This is a genomic window from Corallococcus exercitus, from assembly GCF_042231735.1.
GTDB classification, from domain to species: Bacteria; Myxococcota; Myxococcia; order Myxococcales; family Myxococcaceae; genus Corallococcus; species Corallococcus exercitus_B.
The window spans coordinates 1996995-2017320 of sequence record NZ_CP102577.1; the positions used below are offsets into that span (position 1 = coordinate 1996995).

At 70.8% G+C, this 20326-nt stretch carries 17 protein-coding genes; 16 read left to right on the plus strand and 1 reads right to left on the minus strand.

What is annotated here, in order from left to right; translation table 11 throughout:
* The first annotated feature begins 112 nt into the window (after positions 1 to 112).
* The 5 genes from NR792_RS07580 (at position 113) to NR792_RS07600 (ending at position 3876) form a co-directional block, all read left to right on the plus strand.
* Complete coding sequence (locus tag NR792_RS07580; RefSeq protein WP_375759396.1) at positions 113 to 394, plus strand: hypothetical protein; 282 nt, start codon at positions 113 to 115, stop codon at positions 392 to 394.
* 21 nt (positions 395 to 415) lie between these two features.
* On the plus strand, positions 416 to 1198 hold the full coding sequence (locus NR792_RS07585; protein WP_375759397.1) for an SDR family NAD(P)-dependent oxidoreductase: 783 nt from the start codon (positions 416 to 418) through the stop codon (positions 1196 to 1198).
* A 62-nt stretch (positions 1199 to 1260) separates the two neighbouring features.
* Complete coding sequence (locus NR792_RS07590; protein WP_375759398.1) at positions 1261 to 2217, plus strand: homocysteine S-methyltransferase family protein; 957 nt, start codon at positions 1261 to 1263, stop codon at positions 2215 to 2217.
* Between the two features lie 274 nt (positions 2218 to 2491).
* The gene (locus NR792_RS07595; RefSeq protein WP_375759399.1) at positions 2492 to 3517 is read left to right on the plus strand and encodes a hypothetical protein; all 1026 of its coding nucleotides are present in this window, start codon (positions 2492 to 2494) and stop codon (positions 3515 to 3517) included.
* Positions 3514 to 3876, plus strand: coding sequence for a hypothetical protein (locus tag NR792_RS07600; protein WP_375759400.1), 363 nt, complete (start codon positions 3514 to 3516; stop codon positions 3874 to 3876). The genes NR792_RS07595 and NR792_RS07600 overlap by 4 nt, the downstream gene beginning before the upstream one ends.
* Positions 3877 to 3879: 3 nt before the next feature.
* Here the strand turns inward: NR792_RS07600 and NR792_RS07605 are convergent, their stop codons facing one another.
* Complete coding sequence (locus tag NR792_RS07605) at positions 3880 to 5067, minus strand: DUF4388 domain-containing protein (RefSeq protein WP_375759401.1); 1188 nt, start codon at positions 5065 to 5067, stop codon at positions 3880 to 3882.
* Between the two features lie 243 nt (positions 5068 to 5310).
* Between NR792_RS07605 and trpS the strand changes: the two genes are divergently transcribed.
* The 11 genes from trpS to NR792_RS07660 all read left to right on the plus strand — a co-directional run bounded on the left by trpS (position 5311) and on the right by NR792_RS07660 (position 20250).
* A complete protein-coding gene (gene trpS, locus NR792_RS07610; protein WP_375759402.1) occupies positions 5311 to 6324 on the plus strand; it encodes a tryptophan--tRNA ligase in 1014 nt (337 codons plus the stop codon).
* A 202-nt stretch (positions 6325 to 6526) separates the two neighbouring features.
* Positions 6527 to 7339: a segregation and condensation protein A gene (locus tag NR792_RS07615; RefSeq protein ID WP_375761584.1), complete on the plus strand. Its 813-nt coding sequence runs from the start codon at positions 6527 to 6529 to the stop codon at positions 7337 to 7339.
* Entirely contained in the window at positions 7326 to 8327 is a 1002-nt protein-coding gene (scpB, locus tag NR792_RS07620) for an SMC-Scp complex subunit ScpB (RefSeq protein WP_375759403.1), read from the plus strand. Before NR792_RS07615 ends, scpB begins: the two co-directional genes overlap by 14 nt.
* Positions 8328 to 8354: 27 nt before the next feature.
* Positions 8355 to 10901 carry a pseudouridine synthase gene (locus tag NR792_RS07625; RefSeq protein ID WP_375759404.1) on the plus strand — a complete coding sequence of 849 codons (2547 nt, stop codon included), beginning with the start codon at positions 8355 to 8357 and terminating at the stop codon, positions 10899 to 10901.
* A 97-nt stretch (positions 10902 to 10998) separates the two neighbouring features.
* Positions 10999 to 13116, plus strand: coding sequence for a HEAT repeat domain-containing protein (locus tag NR792_RS07630; protein WP_375759405.1), 2118 nt, complete (start codon positions 10999 to 11001; stop codon positions 13114 to 13116).
* The gene (locus NR792_RS07635) at positions 13117 to 15054 is read left to right on the plus strand and encodes a cyclic nucleotide-binding domain-containing protein (RefSeq protein WP_375759406.1); all 1938 of its coding nucleotides are present in this window, start codon (positions 13117 to 13119) and stop codon (positions 15052 to 15054) included.
* A 160-nt stretch (positions 15055 to 15214) separates the two neighbouring features.
* The gene (locus NR792_RS07640; RefSeq protein ID WP_375759407.1) at positions 15215 to 16150 is read left to right on the plus strand and encodes a hypothetical protein; all 936 of its coding nucleotides are present in this window, start codon (positions 15215 to 15217) and stop codon (positions 16148 to 16150) included.
* A 6-nt stretch (positions 16151 to 16156) separates the two neighbouring features.
* On the plus strand, positions 16157 to 17872 hold the full coding sequence (locus NR792_RS07645) for a long-chain fatty acid--CoA ligase (RefSeq protein ID WP_375759408.1): 1716 nt from the start codon (positions 16157 to 16159) through the stop codon (positions 17870 to 17872).
* Between the two features lie 14 nt (positions 17873 to 17886).
* Positions 17887 to 18273, plus strand: coding sequence for a DUF4280 domain-containing protein (locus tag NR792_RS07650; RefSeq protein ID WP_375759409.1), 387 nt, complete (start codon positions 17887 to 17889; stop codon positions 18271 to 18273).
* Positions 18266 to 19348 carry a type VI secretion system protein IglI family protein gene (locus NR792_RS07655; RefSeq protein ID WP_375759410.1) on the plus strand — a complete coding sequence of 361 codons (1083 nt, stop codon included), beginning with the start codon at positions 18266 to 18268 and terminating at the stop codon, positions 19346 to 19348. Before NR792_RS07650 ends, NR792_RS07655 begins: the two co-directional genes overlap by 8 nt.
* A 5-nt stretch (positions 19349 to 19353) precedes the next feature.
* Positions 19354 to 20250 carry a hypothetical protein gene (locus tag NR792_RS07660; protein WP_375759411.1) on the plus strand — a complete coding sequence of 299 codons (897 nt, stop codon included), beginning with the start codon at positions 19354 to 19356 and terminating at the stop codon, positions 20248 to 20250.
* Positions 20251 to 20326 lie beyond the last annotated feature (76 nt).

The following is a 20326-nucleotide window of genomic DNA, read 5'->3' on the forward strand; positions in this document are numbered from 1 at the left end:
TTTACCGCAGGCCAAGAAACTCCCGTTTGCGAAGGCGGGCGTTCGGGACGATGAATCTCGCGTGGGATAGCTGAACTTTCACATACCACAGTCCCAATGACGGAGGACCCCCATGGTCTACCTGCAGATCACCCTGAAGATTTCTCCCGCCAACCGCCCTGATGCCGCCGGGGTGTACCAGCGCTACAAGGCGCCCTTCCTCGAGACGATCGCCGGCGCGAAGTCGAAGGAGCTCCTCGTCCGCGACGAGGACGTGCAGGTGCTGCACGGATTCGAGACGGCGCAGCAGGCCAGCGCCTACCTCAAGACCGACCTGTTCAACTCCGACGTCGTGACCGCGCTGAAGCCGCTCCTCGACGCCGCGCCGGACGTCCGCATCTATCAGGCCGCCTGAGGCCTTCCGTTGGGAGCTTCCATGCATCAGCGATTCACGAATCAGAAGGTCATCGTCGTCGGCGGCACGAGCGGCATGGGGAAGGCCGTGGCCCGGATCGTCCTCGAAGAGGGAGGAAGGGCGGTCGTCATCGGACATCGAGACGACAAGCTCCAGGCCGCGGTCGCGGAGCTGGCCGCGGTCGGGCCCGTGGACGGCCTGCGCGCGGACATCACCTCCGGCCCGGAGAGACAGGCCCTGTTGGCCCGCCTTCAGAGGGACCACGCGGACGCGACGCTGCTGGTCAACGCGGCGGGGGTCTTCCTGCCGAAGCCCTTCCTGGAGCACGACGAAGGTGATTACGACCTGTATCTCGACCTCAACAAGGCCGTCTTCTTCATCACGCAGGCCGTCGCCAGGTCCATGGTCGCGCTGCGCAAGGGGGGCGCGATCGTCAACATCGGATCGATGTGGGCCCGGCAGGCCATCGAGGCCACTCCCTCCTCGGCCTATTCGATGGCCAAGGCAGGACTGCACTCGCTGACCCAGCACCTGGCGATGGAGCTGTCCGGCCACGGCATCCGCGTCAACGCGGTTTCGCCAGCGGTCGTCGAGACCCCGATCTACGAAGGCTTCATCCCGAAGGAGCAGGTCCACGGCGCGCTCCAGGGGTTCAACGGCTTCCATCCGATTGGCCGCGTGGGTCGCGCGGAGGATGTCGCACGGACCATCGCCCACCTGCTGTCGAATGACACTTCGTGGGTCACCGGCGCCATCTGGGATGTCGACGGTGGTGTCATGGCGGGACGCAACAAGTACAACTGAGCGGCCACCGGGTTCTGGTCCGAGCCGCGGCCAGACCCGGACCGCATGAGAGGAGCGCACTGATGGGAGTCCTGGCGAGATACGCACCCTTCCTTCGTGTCCTGCACGAGGCGCCGCTGCTGCTCGCGGAAGGTTCCGTGGTCGAGCGCCTGCGCCGCCTCCCCGCGGGACTGCTGGACCCGCACGTGGCCAACGCGGGACTCCTCTTCAGGCCGGAGGGGCGCGAGGCGCTCGCTGGCATCTACCGCGACTACCGCGACATCGGCCTGCGCCACGGCCTGCCCACCGTCCTCCTCACGCCCACCTGGCGTGCGAACGCGGAGCGGCTCGAGCGCGCGGGACTCGCCGGCCGGGACGTCTTCGGCGAGGCGGTGGGGCTGCTGGCGGGCCTGCGCGACGAGGTCGGCGGCCGGGGTTCAGACGTCTTCATCGGCGGGCTCGTCGGGTGTCGCGGGGATGCGTACCAGCCCTCGGAGGCCCTGCCGCGCGAGGACGCGGCGGCGTTCCATGCGCCGCACGTGGAGGCGCTCGCGCGCGCGGGGGTGGACTTCCTCGTGGCCCAGGCGCTGCCGGCGCTCTCGGAGGCAGAGGGCCTGGCGCTCGCGATGGCGCGCACGGGGGCGCCGTTCCTCTTGAGCTTCGTCTTGCGTCCCACCGGGGCGCTGCTCGACGGCACCTCGCTGGGTGAGGCCGTGGCGCGTATCGACGCCCTGCCCGGAGCGCGCCCGACGGCGTACATGGTGAACTGCGTCCATCCCGCCGTCTTTCGCGAGGGGATGGCGCGCCAACTGGGGACCTGGCCCTCGCTCGGAGAGCGCGTGGTGGGCTTGCAGGCCAATACCTCCCGCCTCTCACCCGAGGAGCTCGATGGACGGGCGGAGCTCGACAGCGAGCCTCCGGACGCCTTCGCGCGGGAGATGGCCCGCGTGCACGCGGAGCTCGGCACGCGCCTGCTCGGCGGGTGCTGCGGCACCGATGAGCGGCATATCGCCGCGCTCGCGGGAGTCGTGACGGGTTGATGCCGGTGTGAGGGTGGACCTGGGGCAAAGGCGGGTAAGGAGCCTCATGGCCTTTCGGGTTCATTTCGCGGTCCTGCTCGTCGTCTTGCTAAGTGCGTGCGCTGCCCCAAGGGGCAGGGTGCGGCTGGATACCGGCGAAGGGCCTCCCGTCGAGTACCGCCCGCCTTCTCCCGTCCGGGCCGTGGCGGTAGGGGCGGGGGCATTCGAGAAGGCGTTGGCCGAGCTGGTTCTGAGAGCGCCCCTGCGCCTCCGGGCTTCGCGGCCAGGCAGTTGGGTGCGCGCTTCCTATTCCACGAGCGATACGGACCGTGCCTTTGGGGGCTTCTGCGAGCCGGGACTCCGTAGAGGCGACTGCATCTCGCTGCTCGAAGACGTGATGGGACTGAGTGACTGGGACAGGTTCGGCGTGGCACTGGCCCTGTCCCTCAACCCACTCAAGGCGAGCATCGCCAGGTCCGTGGAGGACACCCTGGCGCCACAGCTTTTCTATTCGGTCATCGCCACGGGCCTCGTGACCTGGGCGGCGCTGGCCGCCAACCCCGAGCCCGCCTTCACCAAGGGCGCTGCGCTCGTGTCAGCCCTGCTCCTGGTCTACCTGGGAGCGGAAACGTTCCTGGAGCTGATTGACGCGAGTCAGGACCTGAAGCTCGCCACGGATGGGGCCACCACCTGGAAGGAACTGGATGCGTCCGGTCAGCGCTTCGCGGCCAGGGTAGGTCCGTCCATCGCGCGAGTTCTGGTCCTCGCGGTCACGGTCGCCGTGAGCCATGGCATGACCGGTGGCGCGTCGCTGCTCGCGGCCCGGCTCTCGACGCTGCCGAACTTCCCGGGCGGGGCAGCAGGGGCCGCACGCGTCGGCGTCCAGGCCACGAGCCTCGATCAAGTGCGGGCCGTTTCCGTTTCGGGAGGCGTCATCACGCTCTCCCTTCCATCCACGGCCGTCGCCATGGCGGCGCAGGGGAGGGGACCACCTCCAGGTAGCGGTGTCCGTTCCTGGAACTCCTTCAGCGCGCTCAAGCGGGCACGGGGCCCGGCCGGGCCAGGAAAGCAGTGGCACCACATCGTCGAGCAGACAGACGGAAACGTTCAGCGGTTCGGTCCCCAGGCCGTGCACAACACCGAGAACGTGATCGCCATCGACGAAGCCATCCATCAGCAAATCAGCAGGTACTATTCGTCGAAGGACCTCGTCACAACGGGAGGACAAATGACCGTGAGGCAATGGATGAGAGGTCAGTCCTTCCAGGCCCAACGTGACTTCGGAATGAGGATCCTCATGCGCTATGGAGTCACTCCATGAGTGCCCGCAAGTTTCAGAAGGCCAGCATTGAAGAGCTCGTCCAGTGGTACGCGGAAGGGTCGGTCGCGTACGGACGGGCACTGGATGCCGCCGACTCACGGTCAGCCAATCGCGCCAACGACAAGATCGTGGGGGCCTACCAGGAGCTTCGGAGCCGGGGGGCAACGTCGCAGCTCATCCCCCTGCTCAAGAGCGAGGACGAAACCCTCCGGCTACACGCTGCCTTCCATGTCCTGGAGTTCGCTCCCGAACTAGGCGAGCCAACGTTGCTTTGGCTCGCGAAGCGTCCTGGATTCGTGGGATTCCGTGCAGAGCACACCCTCAAGATCTGGCGTGAGGGCACGCTCAAGTTCTCCTGAGCGCTAGCTCCCGCCCAGCTCCGCCAGGTTCAACCCGTACGGATCCGTCGTCGTCCGCCTCGGCGCGGGCTCCACCGCCCCCGGTGCCAGTGGCGCCACGCGGATCAACCCCGCGGCCCTCAGCCGTTCCACCGAACGGGACGCGGCCAGCTCTCCCATGGCCGCCGTGCGCAGTGCCTGACGGATGCTCCGGCTGCCTCGCAGCTTCGAATACAGATACAGGTCGTCCGCCGTCAGGTCCGGCGGGGCAGGGCGGGGGATGGGCTCGAACACCAGCCTCCCATCCAACGCGAACAGCGCGTCACTCAACGCCAGCGTCAGCCCCACCTCCGCCTCGCGGTACAGCGCGTGCGCCTCCGGCACCGGCCCCCGCTCCAGCACCTGCGCCGCCAACGCCACCGCCAGGTCGTACTTGCGCGACGACAGGAACGCTCGCACCAGCGCCAACAGCTCCGTGAACTCCGTGGACTCGCCCACGGTCAGCCCCGTCGTCCGGTGCGGCGCCAGCGCTCCGCGCCGGTACAGGTGCAGCACCCAGCGCGCCGCGAACAGCGGGGCCTCGCGCGCGCTCGCCAGCAGTTCTCCCAGCGTCGCGCCTCCGGCCGCCAGGTCCAGGAGCACGTCCTCCTCCTCGGAGAAGGTCTCCACCGCGAACTCGCGGAACACCCGGAACGTCGTGTCCAGGCGCGGGAAGATGTCCCGGAACTGCGCCCACTCCTGCACTCGCGCCACCGCGTCCCGGTGCAGCGTGCTCAACGGCAGCCGCAACCCCACCGCGCGCCCCGACAACAGCAGCCCCGGTGTGAACTCCACCTCGCCCGACTCCCACGCGTAGCAGTCGAACAGCGCCTCGCGCGCCTTGTGCTCCATGGCCTCCGTGAGCTGCGACAGTTCCACGAAGCAGCGCTGCACCAGGAACGTGCCGTAGGGCAGGTTCGCCCCTTCCGCCGCCTCGAACGCCGCCGCCGCCCGGGGCGCGTCCAGGATGCGCAGGTTCACCAACACCTGCGCCAGGTGCTCCCTCGGGTCCGTGGAGGCCACCCCCACCAGGTGCCCGTCCCGCAGGTAGAACTCCCGGCGCACCGCGCCCCGCTCCACCCGCAGCGTCCCCTCCACCCCGGACGTCGTGAACAGCGGAGGCAACACCAGCTGGAGCCGGTAGCTGGCCAGGTTTCCCGTGAACGCTTCCATCCGTTGGCGCCCTCCAAGGCGGGCCACGTGCTGCGCTGGCCGCCAGGGTACCGGGAGACTTGAGACCCCTCAACCCCTCGGAACTCCTGGGCTTTTCCCGCCAGGGCGAAATGTTCCAGGAGGGCAGGGCGCGCGAATGTCAGGCATTGAAAGGGCCCACCTGTCCCAACGGAAGGTTGCAGCATGACGGCGGGTGTGCGAACGAGCCGTGTCCTCCACCCGTCATTCGGAGCGCGAATCGCGATGCGGATTCTCTCAGGCGTCCAGTCGTCCGGAAGGCTGCACATCGGCAACTATTACGGGGCGATGCGGCAGTTCGTGCAGCTCCAGGATCAGGGCGAGGCCTTCTACTTCATCGCCAACTACCACGCGCTCACCACCGTGCGGGACCCCAAGCTCGCCCTGGAGCTGACGCGCGACGCGGCCCTCACGTACCTGTCGCTGGGCCTGGATCCGAAGCGGGCCGTCCTCTTCCGCCAGAGCGACGTGAAGGAAGTCCTGGAGCTCAACTGGATCCTCGGCACCGTGGTGCCCCAGGCGCACCTGGAGCGCGCGCACAGCTACAAGGACAAGATCGCCCGGGGCATCAGCCCGGACTTCGGCCTCTACGCGTACCCCGTGCTGATGTCCGCGGACATCCTGCTCTACAGCGCGGACCAGGTGCCGGTGGGCAAGGACCAGATCCAGCACATCGAGTTCGCGCGCGACTGGGCCGTGAAGTTCAACACCCAGTACGTCCCCGGCTACGACCCGGCGGATCCGGAAGGCAAGGAGCGGGGCCATGCCCCCGGCATCCTCAAGCTGCCTTCCGCCTTCGTGCAGGAGAACGCCGCCACGGTGCCCGGCATCGACGGCCAGAAGATGTCCAAGTCCTACGGCAACACGCTGGAGCTCTTCGGCGAGGAGAAGGACATCAAGAAGCGCATCATGTCCATCAAGACGGACTCCACGCCGGTGGACGCGCCCAAGCCCACCACGGACGCGCCGCTCTACGACCTGCTCAAGCTGATGCTCCCGCCCGGCGAGTTCTCCGACGTGGACGCGTCCTGGAAGGCCGGCGGCAAGGGCTACGGCGACTACAAGAAGAAGCTGCTGGAGGCCTTCCACGTCACCTTCGGCCCCGCCCGCCAGCGCCGGCAGGAGCTGCTCAACGACCCCGGTGAGCTGGAGCGCATCCTCCAGGACGGCGCCCAGCGCGCCCGGGCGGAAGCCACCCGCCTGATGGACCAGGTGAGACGGGCTGTGGGAATCCCCTGAACGCCCGTTCCTGTTCAAATGTTTGACCCACCTGGGAGGCATTGCTAAGGAGGTCTGTCCCCCCGGCGCGCGCTAAAGGCCGGAAATTCGGACCCTTTCGCATGACGAAGTTCCCATCCCCCCAGAAGGACGCCGGCCGGTGAGCGAAGGTCGCAAGCCCCCACCGCCCGACGACCTCCCGCCGGACCCCGACGGGGAGGGATTGCCGCGCACGCCCGGAGACGCGTTCCGGGTGGCGCTGCCCAACTTCGAGGGTCCTCTCGACCTGCTGCTCCATCTCATCAAGGAGCACCGGGTCGACATCTTCGACATTCCGCTGGCACTCATCACCGCCAAGTACCTCGAGTACCTGGAGCGGATGCGGGAGCTGAACCTGGACATCGCCGGCGAGTTCCTGGTGATGGCCTCCACGCTCGCCCACTTGAAGAGCCGCATGCTCCTGCCCCGGCAGGACGCGGCCCAGGTGCCGGAAGGGGCGGACGTCCTCGCGGCGGTGGAGGAGGCGCAGGACCCCCGAGCGGAGCTGGTGCGCAGGCTTCTGGAGTACCAGAAGTACAAGGAGGCCGCGGAGCACCTGGCCATGCAGGACATCCTGGACCGGGACGTGTTCGCTCGGAAGGTGCCCGTGGAGGCGGTCCCCATCCCCGAGGATGAGGTCGGGCTCCAGGAAATCAGCGTGCTGAAGCTGGTCGAGGCGCTCGACCGGGTGCTTGAGCGGCTGACGCCCAAGGTGCAGCACGAGGTGGTGCTGGAGCGCGTGAGCCTCTCCGAGGCCATCCTCCGGCTGGCCGAGCGGGTGAAGAAGGACGGGCAGGTGGTGTTCGAGGCGCTGTTCACGGAGGCGGCCACGCGCCAGGAGGTGGTCATCACCTTCATCGCCATGCTGGAGATGGTGAAGCGCCGCCTCATCAAGGTCTTCCAGGAGGAGCCCCTGGGCCCCATCCAGGTGACGCCCAACGGGGACGCGCTGGAGAAGCTCGTCCCCACGGAGGTCGACGAGAGTGACTACCGGTAACGGTCCCGACGACGGTGACGAGACGCCCGCCCCCGGCACGCCCGGCGGCCCCGGACAGTTCTCCGAGGAGGAGATCGCCTCCGTCACCGGCCCCGGCCCCGACGACGCGGAGCTGGACGGTGTGGAGGCGGCCGCCATCGAGGAGGGCTCGGACGACGACGACAACGTCCCGGACCTCCAGTCCTCCTTCGAGAAGCTGGTCGCCAAGAGCCGCAACCTCTCCCCGGACCGCATCCGCACGGTGCTGGAGAGCGTGCTCTTCGTCGCCGAGCGCCCCCTGTCCGTGGACGAGCTGTACCAGGCCACCGGCATCCCGAGGGACCCCATCCTCCAGGCGCTGGATCAGCTCTCCGGCATCCACCGCGAGGGCATCAGCGGCGTGGTGCTCTACGAGGTGGCGGGCGGGTGGCAGTTCCGCACGGACCCCCACTCGGCGGAGTACGTCCGGCGCTACCTGCGGGTGAAGCCGCAGCGGCTCACCCGGGCGGCGGTGGAGACGCTGGCCATCATCGCGTACCGGCAGCCCGTCACCCGGCCGGAGCTGGAGGACATCCGCGGCGTGGACTGCGGCGCGGTGCTCAAGGCGCTGATGGACCGCAAGCTGGTGAAAATCCTGGGCAAGCGGGAAGAAGTCGGCCGCCCCATTCTTTATGGAACCACGCGCGAGTTCCTGGAGTTCTTCGCGCTGAAGGACCTGTCCGCGCTGCCCACGCTCCGGGAATTCCACGAATTGACCCAGGAGCACCGGGACATCGTGGAGAAGGAGGCGGCGCCTCCGGCTCCGAAGGCGGAGGGGACGGTGGCGGCGCTGTCGGACCCGAACTTCACGAAGCGGATGGAGAGGAACGAGGCGGCCAGCGAGGCCGCTTTGGAGGAGCTGGAGGAGGCCATGGCCGCCGCGGAGCGGAGCCAGAAGGTCAGTGCCAGCATCCTGGAAAGCCCCCCTTCGCCCGAGAAGGGTGATAGCGAGGGGCCCAAGCCCGAGTGACGGGCGGCAACTGGAAGAAGGCAAGGCATGGCGGCGGAACGTTTGCAGAAGTACCTGGCTCGCGCGGGAGTGGCTTCGCGCCGGCACGCGGAAGAACTCATCACCTCCGGTCGCGTCGGAGTGAACAACGAGACGGTGACGGAGCTGGGCAGCCGGGTGGAGCCCGGAGTGGACCTGGTGACCGTGGATGGGAAGCTCGTCACGCCGCCGGAAGAATCGTCGTACTACCTGCTCTACAAGCCCGTGGGCGTCGTGACGACGCTGTCGGATCCGCAGGGCCGGCCCACGGTGGCCAGCTACGTGGAGGAGACGGGCCGCCGCCTGTTCCCCGTGGGCCGTCTGGACTACGACGCCGAAGGGGCGCTGCTCTTCACGGATGACGGCGCGCTGGCGCACAAGCTCACGCACCCCAGCTTCCAGGTGCCGCGCTCGTACCTGGCGAAGGTGAAGGGCGTGCCGGACATGCCCACGCTGGAGAAGCTGCGCGGGGGCGTGCGGCTGGAAGACGGCATGGCCACGCCGGTGTCGGTGGACATCTTCGAGAAGGCCGAGCGCAACACCTGGCTGAAGATCGTCGTCGCGGAAGGCCGTCCGCACCTCATCAAGCGCCTGTGCGCGGCGGTGGGGCACCCGGTGGTGCGCCTGTTCCGTCCGAACTACGCGGGCGTGGGCGTGGAGGGGCTGCGCCCCGGCGAGCTGCGGCCGCTGAAGGTCTCCGAGGTGCACCAGCTCACGGAGGTGGCGGAAGGGCGCGCGCAGCCGAACCCCTCGGAGCTGAAGCTGCCGCCGCGCCGCCACGGCCGTTCCGCGCCGGGCTTCAACGGGCCGGATGACGACGACGTCGAGCTGTCCATGGACGACGACGCCCCGGTCGCGCCGCGCAAGACGGAGCGCGCGGAGAAGAAGGCCCCGACGGGTCCGAAGACCCGCGAGGCGCGTCCGGAGCGCAAGGAGTGGAAGGGCGTGCAGGACGGGGGCACGCGTCCGCCGAAGTTCGCGAAGCGCGGGGCGACGCTGGAGACGGACGGCGACGAGGACGCGGACGTGGACCTGGAGGGCGTGCCGTCGTTCGATGACGACGGTGAGGAAGTGACGGAGTCCGACGCCGCCGAGGGCGCCACCTACGGCAAGGCCGCGCGAGGCGCGGGCCGTACCGGCAAGCCCGAGGGTGAGCGTGCGCCCCGGGGCGCCGCGAAGTTCGGCAAGCCGGCCGGTGCCGGTCGTTCCGAGGGCGGTGGTCGTTTCGGCAAGCCGGCGGGCGGTGGTCGCGGCGGTGAGGATGCGCCGCGCGGGCGTTTCGGTAAGCCGACGGGCCGTGGTGGCGACGAGGGTGGTGCGCCGCGCGCGGGTGGCCGTTTCGGCAAGCCGGCCGGTCGCTTCGGTGATGAGGGTGGCGCGCCTCGCGGCCGCGGCTTCGGCAAGCCGGCCGGTGCGGGGCGTTCCGAAGGCGGAGCTTCGCGGGGTGCTGGCCGCTTCGGCAGCGAAGAGGGGAGTGCCCCTCGTGGCGCTGGCCGCTTCGGCAAGCCGGCCGGTCGCTTCGGTGACGAAGGCGGCGCGCCGCGCGGTGGCGGTCGGTTCGGCAAGCCGGCCGGTGCGGGGCGTGGCGGTGATGAAGCTCCGCGCGGCCGCGGCTTCGGCAAGCCGGCAGGCCGCTTCGGTGACGAGGGTGGTGCTCCTCGCGGCCGCGGCTTCGGCAAGCCGGCAGGCCGCTTCGGTGACGAAGGTGGTGCTCCTCGCGGCCGCGGCTTCGGCAAGCCGGCCGGCCGCTTCGGTGACGAGGGTGGTGCTCCGCGCGGCCGCGGCTTCGGCAAGCCGGCCGGTGCCGGTCGTTCCGAGGGCGGTGCTTCGCGCGGTGGCAGCCGCTTCGGCGGCGAAGAGGGGGGTGCTCCTCGCGGCCGCGGCTTCGGCAAGCCCGCCGGTCGTTTCGGTGATGAGGGTGGCGCTCCTCGCGGCCGCGGCTTCGGCAAGCCGGCTGGTGCGGGCCGTGGCGGTGACGAACGCGCCCCTCGGGGTCGCTCCTTCGGAGACGAAGGTGGTGCTCCTCGCGGCCGCGGCTTCGGCAAGCCTGCCGGTGGCAGCCGTTTCGGTGGCGAAGAGGGCGGCGCGCCTCGTGGTGGCCGCAGCTTCGGTAAGCCCGCCGGTGGTGCGGGTCGTTCCGAGGGTGGCGCCCGCTTCGGCAAGCCCGCCGGCCGCTTCGGTGCGGAGGGCGGTGCCCCTCGCGGTGGCAGCCGCTTCGGCAAGCCCGCCGGTGCCGGTGGTGCCCCTCGCGGCGACCGTCCGGAGCGTCGTGAATGGAAGCCGCGCGGTGAGTCCGCGGGCCGTCCCGAGCGCCGGGACTTCAAGCCCCGCGGCGAGGGCGCAGGCGGCCGGTCGCGCGGCGGTGAGTCCGCGCCCAGCGGCTCCGGCGAGCGCATCGTCCGCGCGGGCGTGAAGAAGGCGCCCCCGGGTGAGCGCGGCGGCGGCTACCAGGACTTCAAGGAGCGCAAGACGCGCGACTCCGAGCCGCGCTGGAGCAGCAAGGCGCCTCGGGGAGGGGCAGGCCGTCCGCCTCCTCGCGGTGGCCGCTCCCGCTAGAACATCCGTCCTCCTGGGTCGCTCCGGCGGTGGGCGGCCCGGGAGGGCGTTGATATAAGCACCGCCTACCTCCACCGTCCGCCGCTCCGGGAGAACGATGCGAATCCGCGTGCGACCCCTCTTCCTCGCCCTGACCCTGCTCGTCGGGTGCAACGGCAACCGGGATCAGCTCCTCGCGGAGATCCAGGACCCCCGTCCTGAAATCCGCGCCGCCGCCGTGAAGAAGCTGGCCTCGCAGAACAACGCGGACGACCTGGTCCTCTTCACCCGCGCCGCCAAGGACCTCTCCGCCATCGTCCGGGGCGAGGCCGCTGGCGCGCTCGGGGAGAGCCAGGATCCTCGCGTCGTGGATCTGCTCGGGGAGCTCCTGGAGGATCCGGACGAGGCCGTACAGGGCCAGGCCGCCCTGGCGCTCGCCAAGGTGAAGAACGACAAGGCCAAGGCGTACCTCACGCTCCAGTACGGACGGCGGGGCCGCGCCACGCGCCGGGTCATCGTCCAGGCCCTCAAGAGCGCCAACGTCCCTGGCGCCATGGCCACCGTCGTCGCCGCCGAATCCAAGGGCCTCTGGGACCGCAACCTCCTGGCCCTCACCGAGGGCGCGCTCCCCGAACGCGTGGGCGCCGCCGAGGAATTGGGCAAGAGCGGCCGCGCGGAGGCCGTGAACCGGCTGCTGCCCATGGTGCGCGACAGCCAGGTCATCCTCGCCGCCGCCGCCGTGCGCGGGCTGGGGGACGCGGGCGACACCCGCGCGGTGGCACCCATCGCGCTGCTCCTCGACGAGAGCTTCCCGGAGCTGCGCGAGTCCGCCATCGGCGCGCTGATGAAGCTGCAGGACCCGACGGCCGCGACGAAGCTCCAGGCGGTGGCGGTGGAGAAGAGCGCGGTGAGCCCGCTGGCCATCGAAGCCATCCTGACCTTCCCGCGCACGCCCACGACGGACGCCGCGCTGTGCGCCATCGCGCTCGACGGCGCCCGCGACGAGGCCCTGGACGCCGGCCGCGCCATGCGTTCGCGAGGCGGCTGCCCGGCGGATCCCATCGCGGAGCGGCTCTCGCGCCCGGCCTCCGCTGCCTCGGGGCTCCAGGCAGTGGCGGGCCTGGGCCCGGCGGCGCAGGCGCTGCTGCCCAAGGTGACGCCGTGGCTCAACCAGCCGGACGTGGGGCTGCGCACGCTCGCGGTGGAGGCGGTGACCCACGTGCGCGACGCCTCCGTGGTGCCCGTCATCCAGAAGCTCTACGAGCAGGAGGTCGCCGGGCTCACGGCGCTGCGCGCGGACTGGGTGACACAGGCGCTGCCCCAGAAGTACAGCGCGGACCTGGATCCGTCCGCGCCGCGCCCGGCGGCGGGGAGGGGGCAGGACGACAACCGCTCCGCCAAGCACACGCAGCTCTTCGAGCGGCTCCAGGCGCTGAACGCGGCCCGCGCGAAGGAGGCCGGGCGCGTGGTGGTCCAGCCGCGAGTCCCCTCGGAGCTGAGCGACGACGTGGAGCCCGCGAAGCTGCGGCCGCTGGCCACGCTGCTGACCGCGCTGGGCACGCTCAAGGCGCCCGGGGCGCTGGAGGTACTCAAGGGCTACGCGGAGGACACAAGCCCGGTGCTGCGCGCGGCGGCGCTGGTGGGGCTCACGTCCGTGGGGCCCGAAGGCATCGAGGTGGTCCGCGCGGCGCTGCTGGAGCCCGACCGCGAGCTGCAGAAGACGCTGGCGCTGGCGCTGGCGGAGCAGGGTGAGGCGGGGCAGCTGGCGCTGGTGGCGTCGCTGCCGAAGATGGGCAGCGAGAAGCTGGTGGTGCTGGACGCGCTGAAGCGCGTGGGCGCGCCGCCCGCGTCCGCGTCGGAGGCGCTGCAGGGCGTGGTGAAGGAGGGCGGGGCGGAGGCGGCGCTCGCGGCACAGCTGTTGGGGCGGATGGGCGCGAAGGACGCGGTGTCCACGCTGCTCAAGGCGCTGGACGACTCCAACAGCGTGGCCCGGCGCGACGTGCTGCTGGCGCTGGGGGCCATTGGCGACACGAAGTCGGCGGAGGTGGTGGGGCGGGACCTGTACCACGACCTGCCGGAGATCCGCGCCGCGGCGGCCACGGCGCTGCGCAAGATGAACACGGGCCCAGAGGCCGAGCCGCTGGACGCGCTGAAGAGCGACTACTTCCGGGAGGTCCGCGTCGCGGCGGGGGCCTCGCCGACGAAGGAAGGCACGGCGGCCGGCGGGGCGCGGTGAATGGAGCTGCGCGCGCTCAAGGACAAGGCGACGGAGGCCTTCAGCAAGGGCCGCTTCGCCAAGGCCGCGGAGCTGTACGCGGACTACTGCCAGGCGGATCCGAAGGACCACCAGAGCCGGCTGCGCATGGGCGACGCGTGGGCCAAGGCCGGGCAGCGTGACCGCGCCGTCTCCGCGTACCAGTCCGCGGCGGAGGGCTTCGCGAAGGAGGGCTTCCTGCCGCGCGCCATCGCCGCGAGCAAGCTGATCCTCGAGCTGGATCCCTCCCACCAGGGCGTGCAGCAGATGCTCGCGGATCTGTACGCGCGAAAGGGCACGCCGGCCACGTCCAGGGCGAAGCCGAAGGACGCCGCGCCCCAGCAGACCTCCGCGCCCCTGATCACCCAGCGCGAAGCCCCACCCGCCGCGACGCCCGCGAGCGCCCCCAGCCCCGCTGCGGACGACACCGAAGTGGTCATCTCCGTCGAGGTGCAGGTCGAGCCCACGCAGGACGAACCCGCCTGGGACCTGACTCCTGAAGCGTCTGATCAACCAGAAGCCGTCACCACAGCGGCGGCGACTTCGCCCCCAGCGCCCGTCGCGAGCAACGCGCTCCCGGCGCCAACCCTTCCTCCTCCGCCTTCCGCCTCACAGGCCGCAGCCGCTCCGCCGGGCCAGTCCGTCCGTGTCGCGCCGCCGCGCCCCCCGCAGTCCCCATCCTCCATGCCCGAGCTTCCCCAGACCCGGACACCCAGCGGACGCTGGCAGGCCCTCGCGCCGCCCATCACGGGTCCCGACCTCGCCCCGGCCCCCACCGAGCCGAAGGCCCCCATCCAGGCCGCGCCCCCGGGCCTGCGCCCCCGCCGCGCCGATGCGCCCTCCAGGCCCACGGTCACACCCGCCGCCGGCGCCTCCGTGGTGTCCACCACCGCCGGAGCCCCGGAGCCCTGGCGCGCGTCCCTGCGCGTCTCCAGCTTCACGGAGTTGGAGATTGAAGCGGACTCACTGCTGCACGCGGTGGAGCTCGCGGCCCAGCGGGGACTGTCCGAGCACGCGGCGGAGGAGGAGCCCGTCTACGAGCTGACCGAGGAGGCCGAGCCCGCCCCCGGCACCTGGGACGCGCTGCCGTCCATCCCGCTCTTCTCCGACCTGCCGCGCGACGCGTTCATCCAGCTCTTCGAGCGCTGCCCGCTGCGCCGCTTCGGCCCCGGTGAGCGCATCCTCGCGCAGGGCACGCACGGCGACGCCTTCTACGTCATCTGCGAGGGCAGCGTGCGCGTCTTCCGCGAGGAGGACGGCCGCCGCCAGGACCTGGCCACGCTGGAGGACGGAGCTTTCTTCGGCGAGATGGCGCTCCTGTCCGGAGCCCCGCGCGCCGCCTCCGTGGAGTCCGTCTCCGACGACACGCAGGTGCTCGAGATCTCCGCCTCCGTGCTCGCCACGCTGTCGCGCAGCCACCCGCCCGTGGCGAAGGCCCTCAAGAAGTTCTGCCGCGAGCGCCTCCTCACGAACGTGATGAACAGCTCCGCGCTGTTCCGCCCGTTCAACCGCCAGGACCGGCGCGGACTCGTGGAGCGCTTCCGGGCCCGCGACGTGGAGCGCGGCGACGTCATCATCCGCGAAGGCGACGCCACCGACGGCCTCTACGTCGTCCTCTCCGGCGAGGTGGAGGTCCACAAGAACGGGCAGCCGCTTTCGCGCCTGAAGGAAGGGGACCTCTTCGGAGAGATCTCCCTCCTGCAGAAGACCCCGGCCACCGCCACCGTGGAGGCCACGCGCCACACCACGCTGCTGCGCCTGCCGCGCGAGGACTTCGACTCGCTCATCTCCAGCCACCCGCAGGTGCTGATGCTCGTCTCGGACCTGAGCGACGAACGCCTGCGCCGCACGCAGCACGTGCTGGGCACCGAAGCGGACGCCGCGCCGGACACCGACGAGGACGACCTCATCCTCGTCTGAGGGCAGCACCCTCACGGGTCCCACGGCCCGCGCCCCACCCGCGAAGTCACCTGACGCATCCGGCCGGCGCGCCGCGCATCCCCGCCGGTCGGCCTCACCCCGGACGACCCATCAAGCCCGTGGGAAAGCAGGGCAGGGCGCCAGGTTGTGACACCTGGAGGTGCCCGCTATCCTCCCCGGCATGGCTGGAGGCCAGCACGCGACAGCGGGATTGGGGCCCGACGACATCGCCGAGCTGGAAGCCCTTGGCTCCGAGCCCGGCTATGACGCGTTCCTTGCCCCCGCGCGTGCCCTCGAAGGCGCCGTGGAGGAGTGCCGCTCCAACATCGCGCTCGCCTTCCACAACACGAAGCGCGGCGTGGACAGCGTGCTGGCCCGCGAGGCGGAGGTCGCCACGCTCCCGGGCGTGAACGTGGCCGAGCTGCGCGACCTGCCGCTCCTCGCCCAGGGCCTGGCCTTCGCCGCGCTGCGCGTCCAGCGCGACATGCGGGCCAGCTCTTTCGGAAGCCTCTTCGACCGTGCCCAGCAGCTGCGCCGCAAGCTGCTGAAGACGGCGGAGGCGCTCGCGGAGGCCTCCTTCCTCACCGCGGGCGACGTGTCGGCCGCCCACGGAGAGGGCCACCGCGACGTGGTGGGGGACTGCCTGGGACTCGTCACGCTGTTCCGCCAGCACGAGGCGAAGCTCGCCGGCCGCTCGCCCGTCACGCCCGAGGACGTGAACGAGGTGGAGCGCGTCGCGGAGCAGCTGCGCGCCCTGCTCGCGGCCCCCGGCGAGGCCCGCGACACCGGGAGCTCGCCGCTGCTCTTCGAGGCCACGGAGACGCGAGACCGCTTCTGGACGCTGCTCACCCGGCGCCACGACGTCCTCTGGCGCTGCGGCGCGTGGCTCTTCGGCCGCGACGTGGACATGCACGTGCCGCCGCTCCAGGCCCGCCATCCCCTGGTGCGCGCCGTCGCCCCCACGTCCATTGAACGCGCGTCGCAGCAGGCGCCGAAGCGCGGCGCGACCCCGATGCCGGCCCACGCCCCGGACAGCAACGTGCGCTCCAAGGTCCGCTTCATGGTGAAGGTCGGCTTCGACTTTCCCTCCCGCTAGACACCCATGCCTTTCGACGTGAAGGACATCCTCCGGCAGCTGGAAGCCGGCTTCGCCCCGGAGTCCGGGGCCCCGAAGTGGTGGCAGGAGAGCTGGGAGGATCCGGACGGGTTCGCCGTCGCGCTCGCGGAGGCCCACGCGGGCCGGGGCGTCCCGCCGCCCAAGAGCCGCCCGGGCCAGCAGTACGACTTCTTCCACGACCTCATCGTGCGCCACGTCGCGCTGGAGCGCCCCGCGTTCCGCACGCACGCGCGCATCCAGGGCTGGCAGGCCCTGGGCTACCGCACGCTGCACGACCTGGCCTCGCGCCGCGCCAGTGAGTGGGCGGATCAGGGCGTCGAGCCGGGCATGAAGGTCTGCCTGGTCCACGGCGTGGGGCAGGAGCTGCTCGTGTCGCTCCTGGCCACGCTGAAGCTGGGGGGCTGCTTCACGCTCCTGCCGCCCATGGGCCCGCGCGCCATGGCCACCCGGCTGGACTCGTTGAAGCCGGACTTCATCGCCGCGGAGCCCCACCAGCTCCCGCTCCTCAAGGGCCACGAACAGCTGCTGCTCAAGAGCCAGGGCAGGGGAGCGCCGGGCTTCACGTCGCACACGTACAAGCCCACGGACGTGGTGGGGCTGCTCTTCTCGCCGCTGGTGGATCCGCCGCACACGCCCGTGCCCCTCACCGCGGAGAACGCGTGGAAGGGCGCCATCGGCGACGGGATGCTCACCTTCGGCCTCGCGCCGGGGGACCTCCTCGCGGCGCCGGACTTCCCGGTGCTCCAGCACCTGCCCGCGCTCCTCTTCGCCACGCTGCTGCGCGGCGCCACCTACCTGCACCTGGAGATGGCGGACCTGGCGCTCAACCCGGCCCCGCTGCTGGAGCACCCGCTGCGCGCCCTGGGCGTCACGCCGAAGCTGCGCGACCTGCTGCTGCGTCACCGCGCCTCCTTGCGCAACGTGCAGCACTGGTTCCGCAACCCGGAGGAGCCCTACGACGCCCAGGCGTGGCGCACGTGGGTGAAGCAGTGCGGCCTCCAGTCCGTGCCGTCCTCCAACATCCTCATCGACGCTTCGGCCGGCGGCGCGGTGCTGATGTCTTCGCGCGGCGTGACGGAGCCGACCACGGACGTGCACACGGACGTCTTTCCCGTGCCGGGCCGCGCGTGGACGCTGAAGGATCCGAACGAGAGCGGGCAGGGCGCTCCCACGGACGTGGGCGTCTTCACGCTCCTGCCGGACAAGGACCGCCCGCCGGGCCACGTCCTGCTCGCGCGGATCCGCCAGCGCTACCACTACGGGGGCACGCAGGGCTTCCGGCACGACGGCCGCACCTACTCCGCGAAGGAGGTCACCGCCGCGCTGGAGGACGTGCCGTTCCTCGTGGGCACCAGCGTGGTGCCGGTGTCCACCGGCGGCCTCGCCAGCCACTCCCGCTTCATCCTCCTGGCCTTCACGGGGGCCACGCCTGCCTCCCCGTCCAGCGAGCAGGAGCTCAACCGGCGCATCGAAATGCTCCTGGGCGGGGATTTCCTGCCCGACCGCATCGAGTTCTTTCCGCTCTTTCCACACCGGGTGAAGGGCGCGGTCGACGACGCGTGGTGCGCCTCGCAGTTCTTCACCGGCGCGCTGCACCGCAAGGCGAAGGACCCGATGTTCCAGGCCCTCACCGCGCTGCGGGGACGGCTGCTGGAAAGCGCTGGGACTTCGGGTGAAGATGGCCCGTCGCCAGCGCGCTGAAAAAGGAGCGGCACATGGGTGTCCAGGTCGTGATGGGAGCGATGCTCCAATGCAGCTTCGGGGCGGCGCCCTCGTCGCTGATGGTCCTGCCCGTGAACCGCGTGATGGCCACGACGCCCGCGGCGAACATCATGGACAACAAGCCGTTCGTGAACATCCTGCCCTTCGCCATGTGCAACTCGCTGGCGAACCCCATGGTGGCGGCGGCCACCGCGGCGGCCTTCGGCGTCCTCACCCCCATGCCCTGCATCCCCGCCACCGCCGCTCCCTGGGTGCCCGGGTGCCCCAAGGTGCTCATCGGCAACATGCCGGCGCTGGAGAGCAACTCCAAGTGCATGTGCAGCTACGGCGGCGTCATCCAGGTCGTCTCCCCCGGACAGATGGTGGCCATCGATGGGTAGCCCGGCGCTGGTGGTGGAAGCCGTCGACTTCACGCTGCTCGACACGCAGTTCACCAGCGCCCCCGTGCCGCTGGATGAATCCGAGGGTCCGGATCCGCGCCTGGAGGCCATCACCGGCCTCGTCGCCAAGAGCGAGTACGCGGACGCCGCCCGCGCCGCCGCGGTGCTCCTGCGCGAGGGCGTGCGCGACGTGCGCCTCGTGGGGCCGTACCTCTTCGGCCACTTCTTCGCGGACGGCATGAAGGCGCTGCCCGTCCTGTTCCGCTCCCTCAAGCGGACGCTGACGGAGAACTGGGACTTCTTCGGCCCGGTGGAGAAGAAGCTCGTCTTCGCGGACACCGGCCTGCGCTGGCTGCTCAAGATGATGGGCAAGCACCTGGAGCACCACTCGCGCCTCAAGGACGCGCAGTGGCAGGCCTGGAACGCGCCCGGCAACCGCGAGCCCATGGAAGAGGCCCTGGCCCTGGGCGATCCGCTCATCGCCGCCCTCGCCATCCTGCAGAAGAGCGCGTGCATGGACGCCATGCGCACGCTGCTCGGCGCGCTGCGCTCCCACGCCCAGGGCGTGCCCTTCCTGCCCCCGCCGGAGGAGCCCAAGCCCGCCGCGCCCGAGCTCGCCGCCGCGGCTCCGGACGAGGACGACGAAGAAGAGGAGGACGACGACGAAGGGGAGGAGGAAGAGGCCCGCCCCGCGCCCAGGAAGAAGGCCGCGCGCGCCGAGTCCCCCGACGCCGGCCCGAGCGTGCCCATGTCGCCCGCGCTCGCGCAGCTGGTGCGCAAGCTGTCTGCCTTTGAAGCGCTGGTGGAGCGCGAGGACTACGCCAAGGCGAGCGTCATCGCCGTGGACGTGCTCGCCACCGTGGAGCGGTTCGACCCGCGCGTGTACCTGCCGCAGCTCTTCTCCGGCTTCTTCAACGGCCTCGCGCAGCACGCGGATGCCATTGAGCCCATGCTGCACAACACGGAGACGCTGTCCTTCCGCGCCATGGATCAGCTCTACCGCGTGGACCTGGACGCGTTCCTCGTCGCCCAGCAGCGCCAGTCCCAGCGCGGCGGCTCCGAGTACGACGAATAGCCCCCATGGCACTGGAGCGCGAACAGCCGGGCCGCAAGCTCACCGTCGAGGAGCGCATCACCGAGCGCATCCGCAGCTTCGACGTGCCGGCCCTCCTGGACCTGCTCGCCAAGGAGGGCTACGGCGAGGCGGAGGTGGAGTTCCGCAGCCACCGCAGCACCGTGCACCAGCCGCACCTGGTGCATGCCATTGAATTCACCCGTCAGCCGCGCAAGCGCGTGGTCATCACCGTCAACCTGGGCCTGCTCAGCGTGCAGACGCCGCTGCCGTCCTTCCTCTTCCAGGCCATGGACCGCCTGGAGCAGGACACGATGGCGGACTTCCTGGGTTACTTCGACCACCTGCTGCTGCGGACGCGCTTCGCGGGGCAGTTCCCGGACCGCGACGAATCCCTGCTCCCCGGCTGGGAGCACAACACCTCGCACCGGCTGCGCCTCTTGCGCCTCGCGTGCCCCAGCAGCCTGCACTGGCTCTTCGCGAAGGTCTTTCCCGAGGCGGAGGTGCTGGTGCGCCGCGAGACGCGCCGCCAGCGCATCGAAGCCAAGGGCATCCGCCTGGGCGCCGCCGCGCTCGGGGATGGCAGCGCGGTGGGCGGCTTCGCCACCGTTCCCACGGGCGGGGTGGAGGTGCGGCTGTTCCTCAACGAGCCGCACTCCGGCACCGGCGTCCCCTGGGCCGTGGAGGCCCGCCGGCGCCTCAACACCCGCATCCTCCCGAGCCTCGCGGAGACGCCGCTCGCGCTCACCGTCGTGCTGTGCCTGCGTGATCAGAGCAGCTACGCGAAGCTCCAGGACGGCAGCCATCTGGGTTACGAGCCTCTGGTAGGAGGCCCGGAACAGACCCAGGAGGTCCTCCTGTTCACGGGGGACACCGCACAATTGCGATCATCAGAACCCCGCTAGACCTGACATGTCGGCTGGTTGACGGGAATTCCTGATCGCGCCTAGGCTGTAAATGTTCACTCGGCAGCGCGTACTC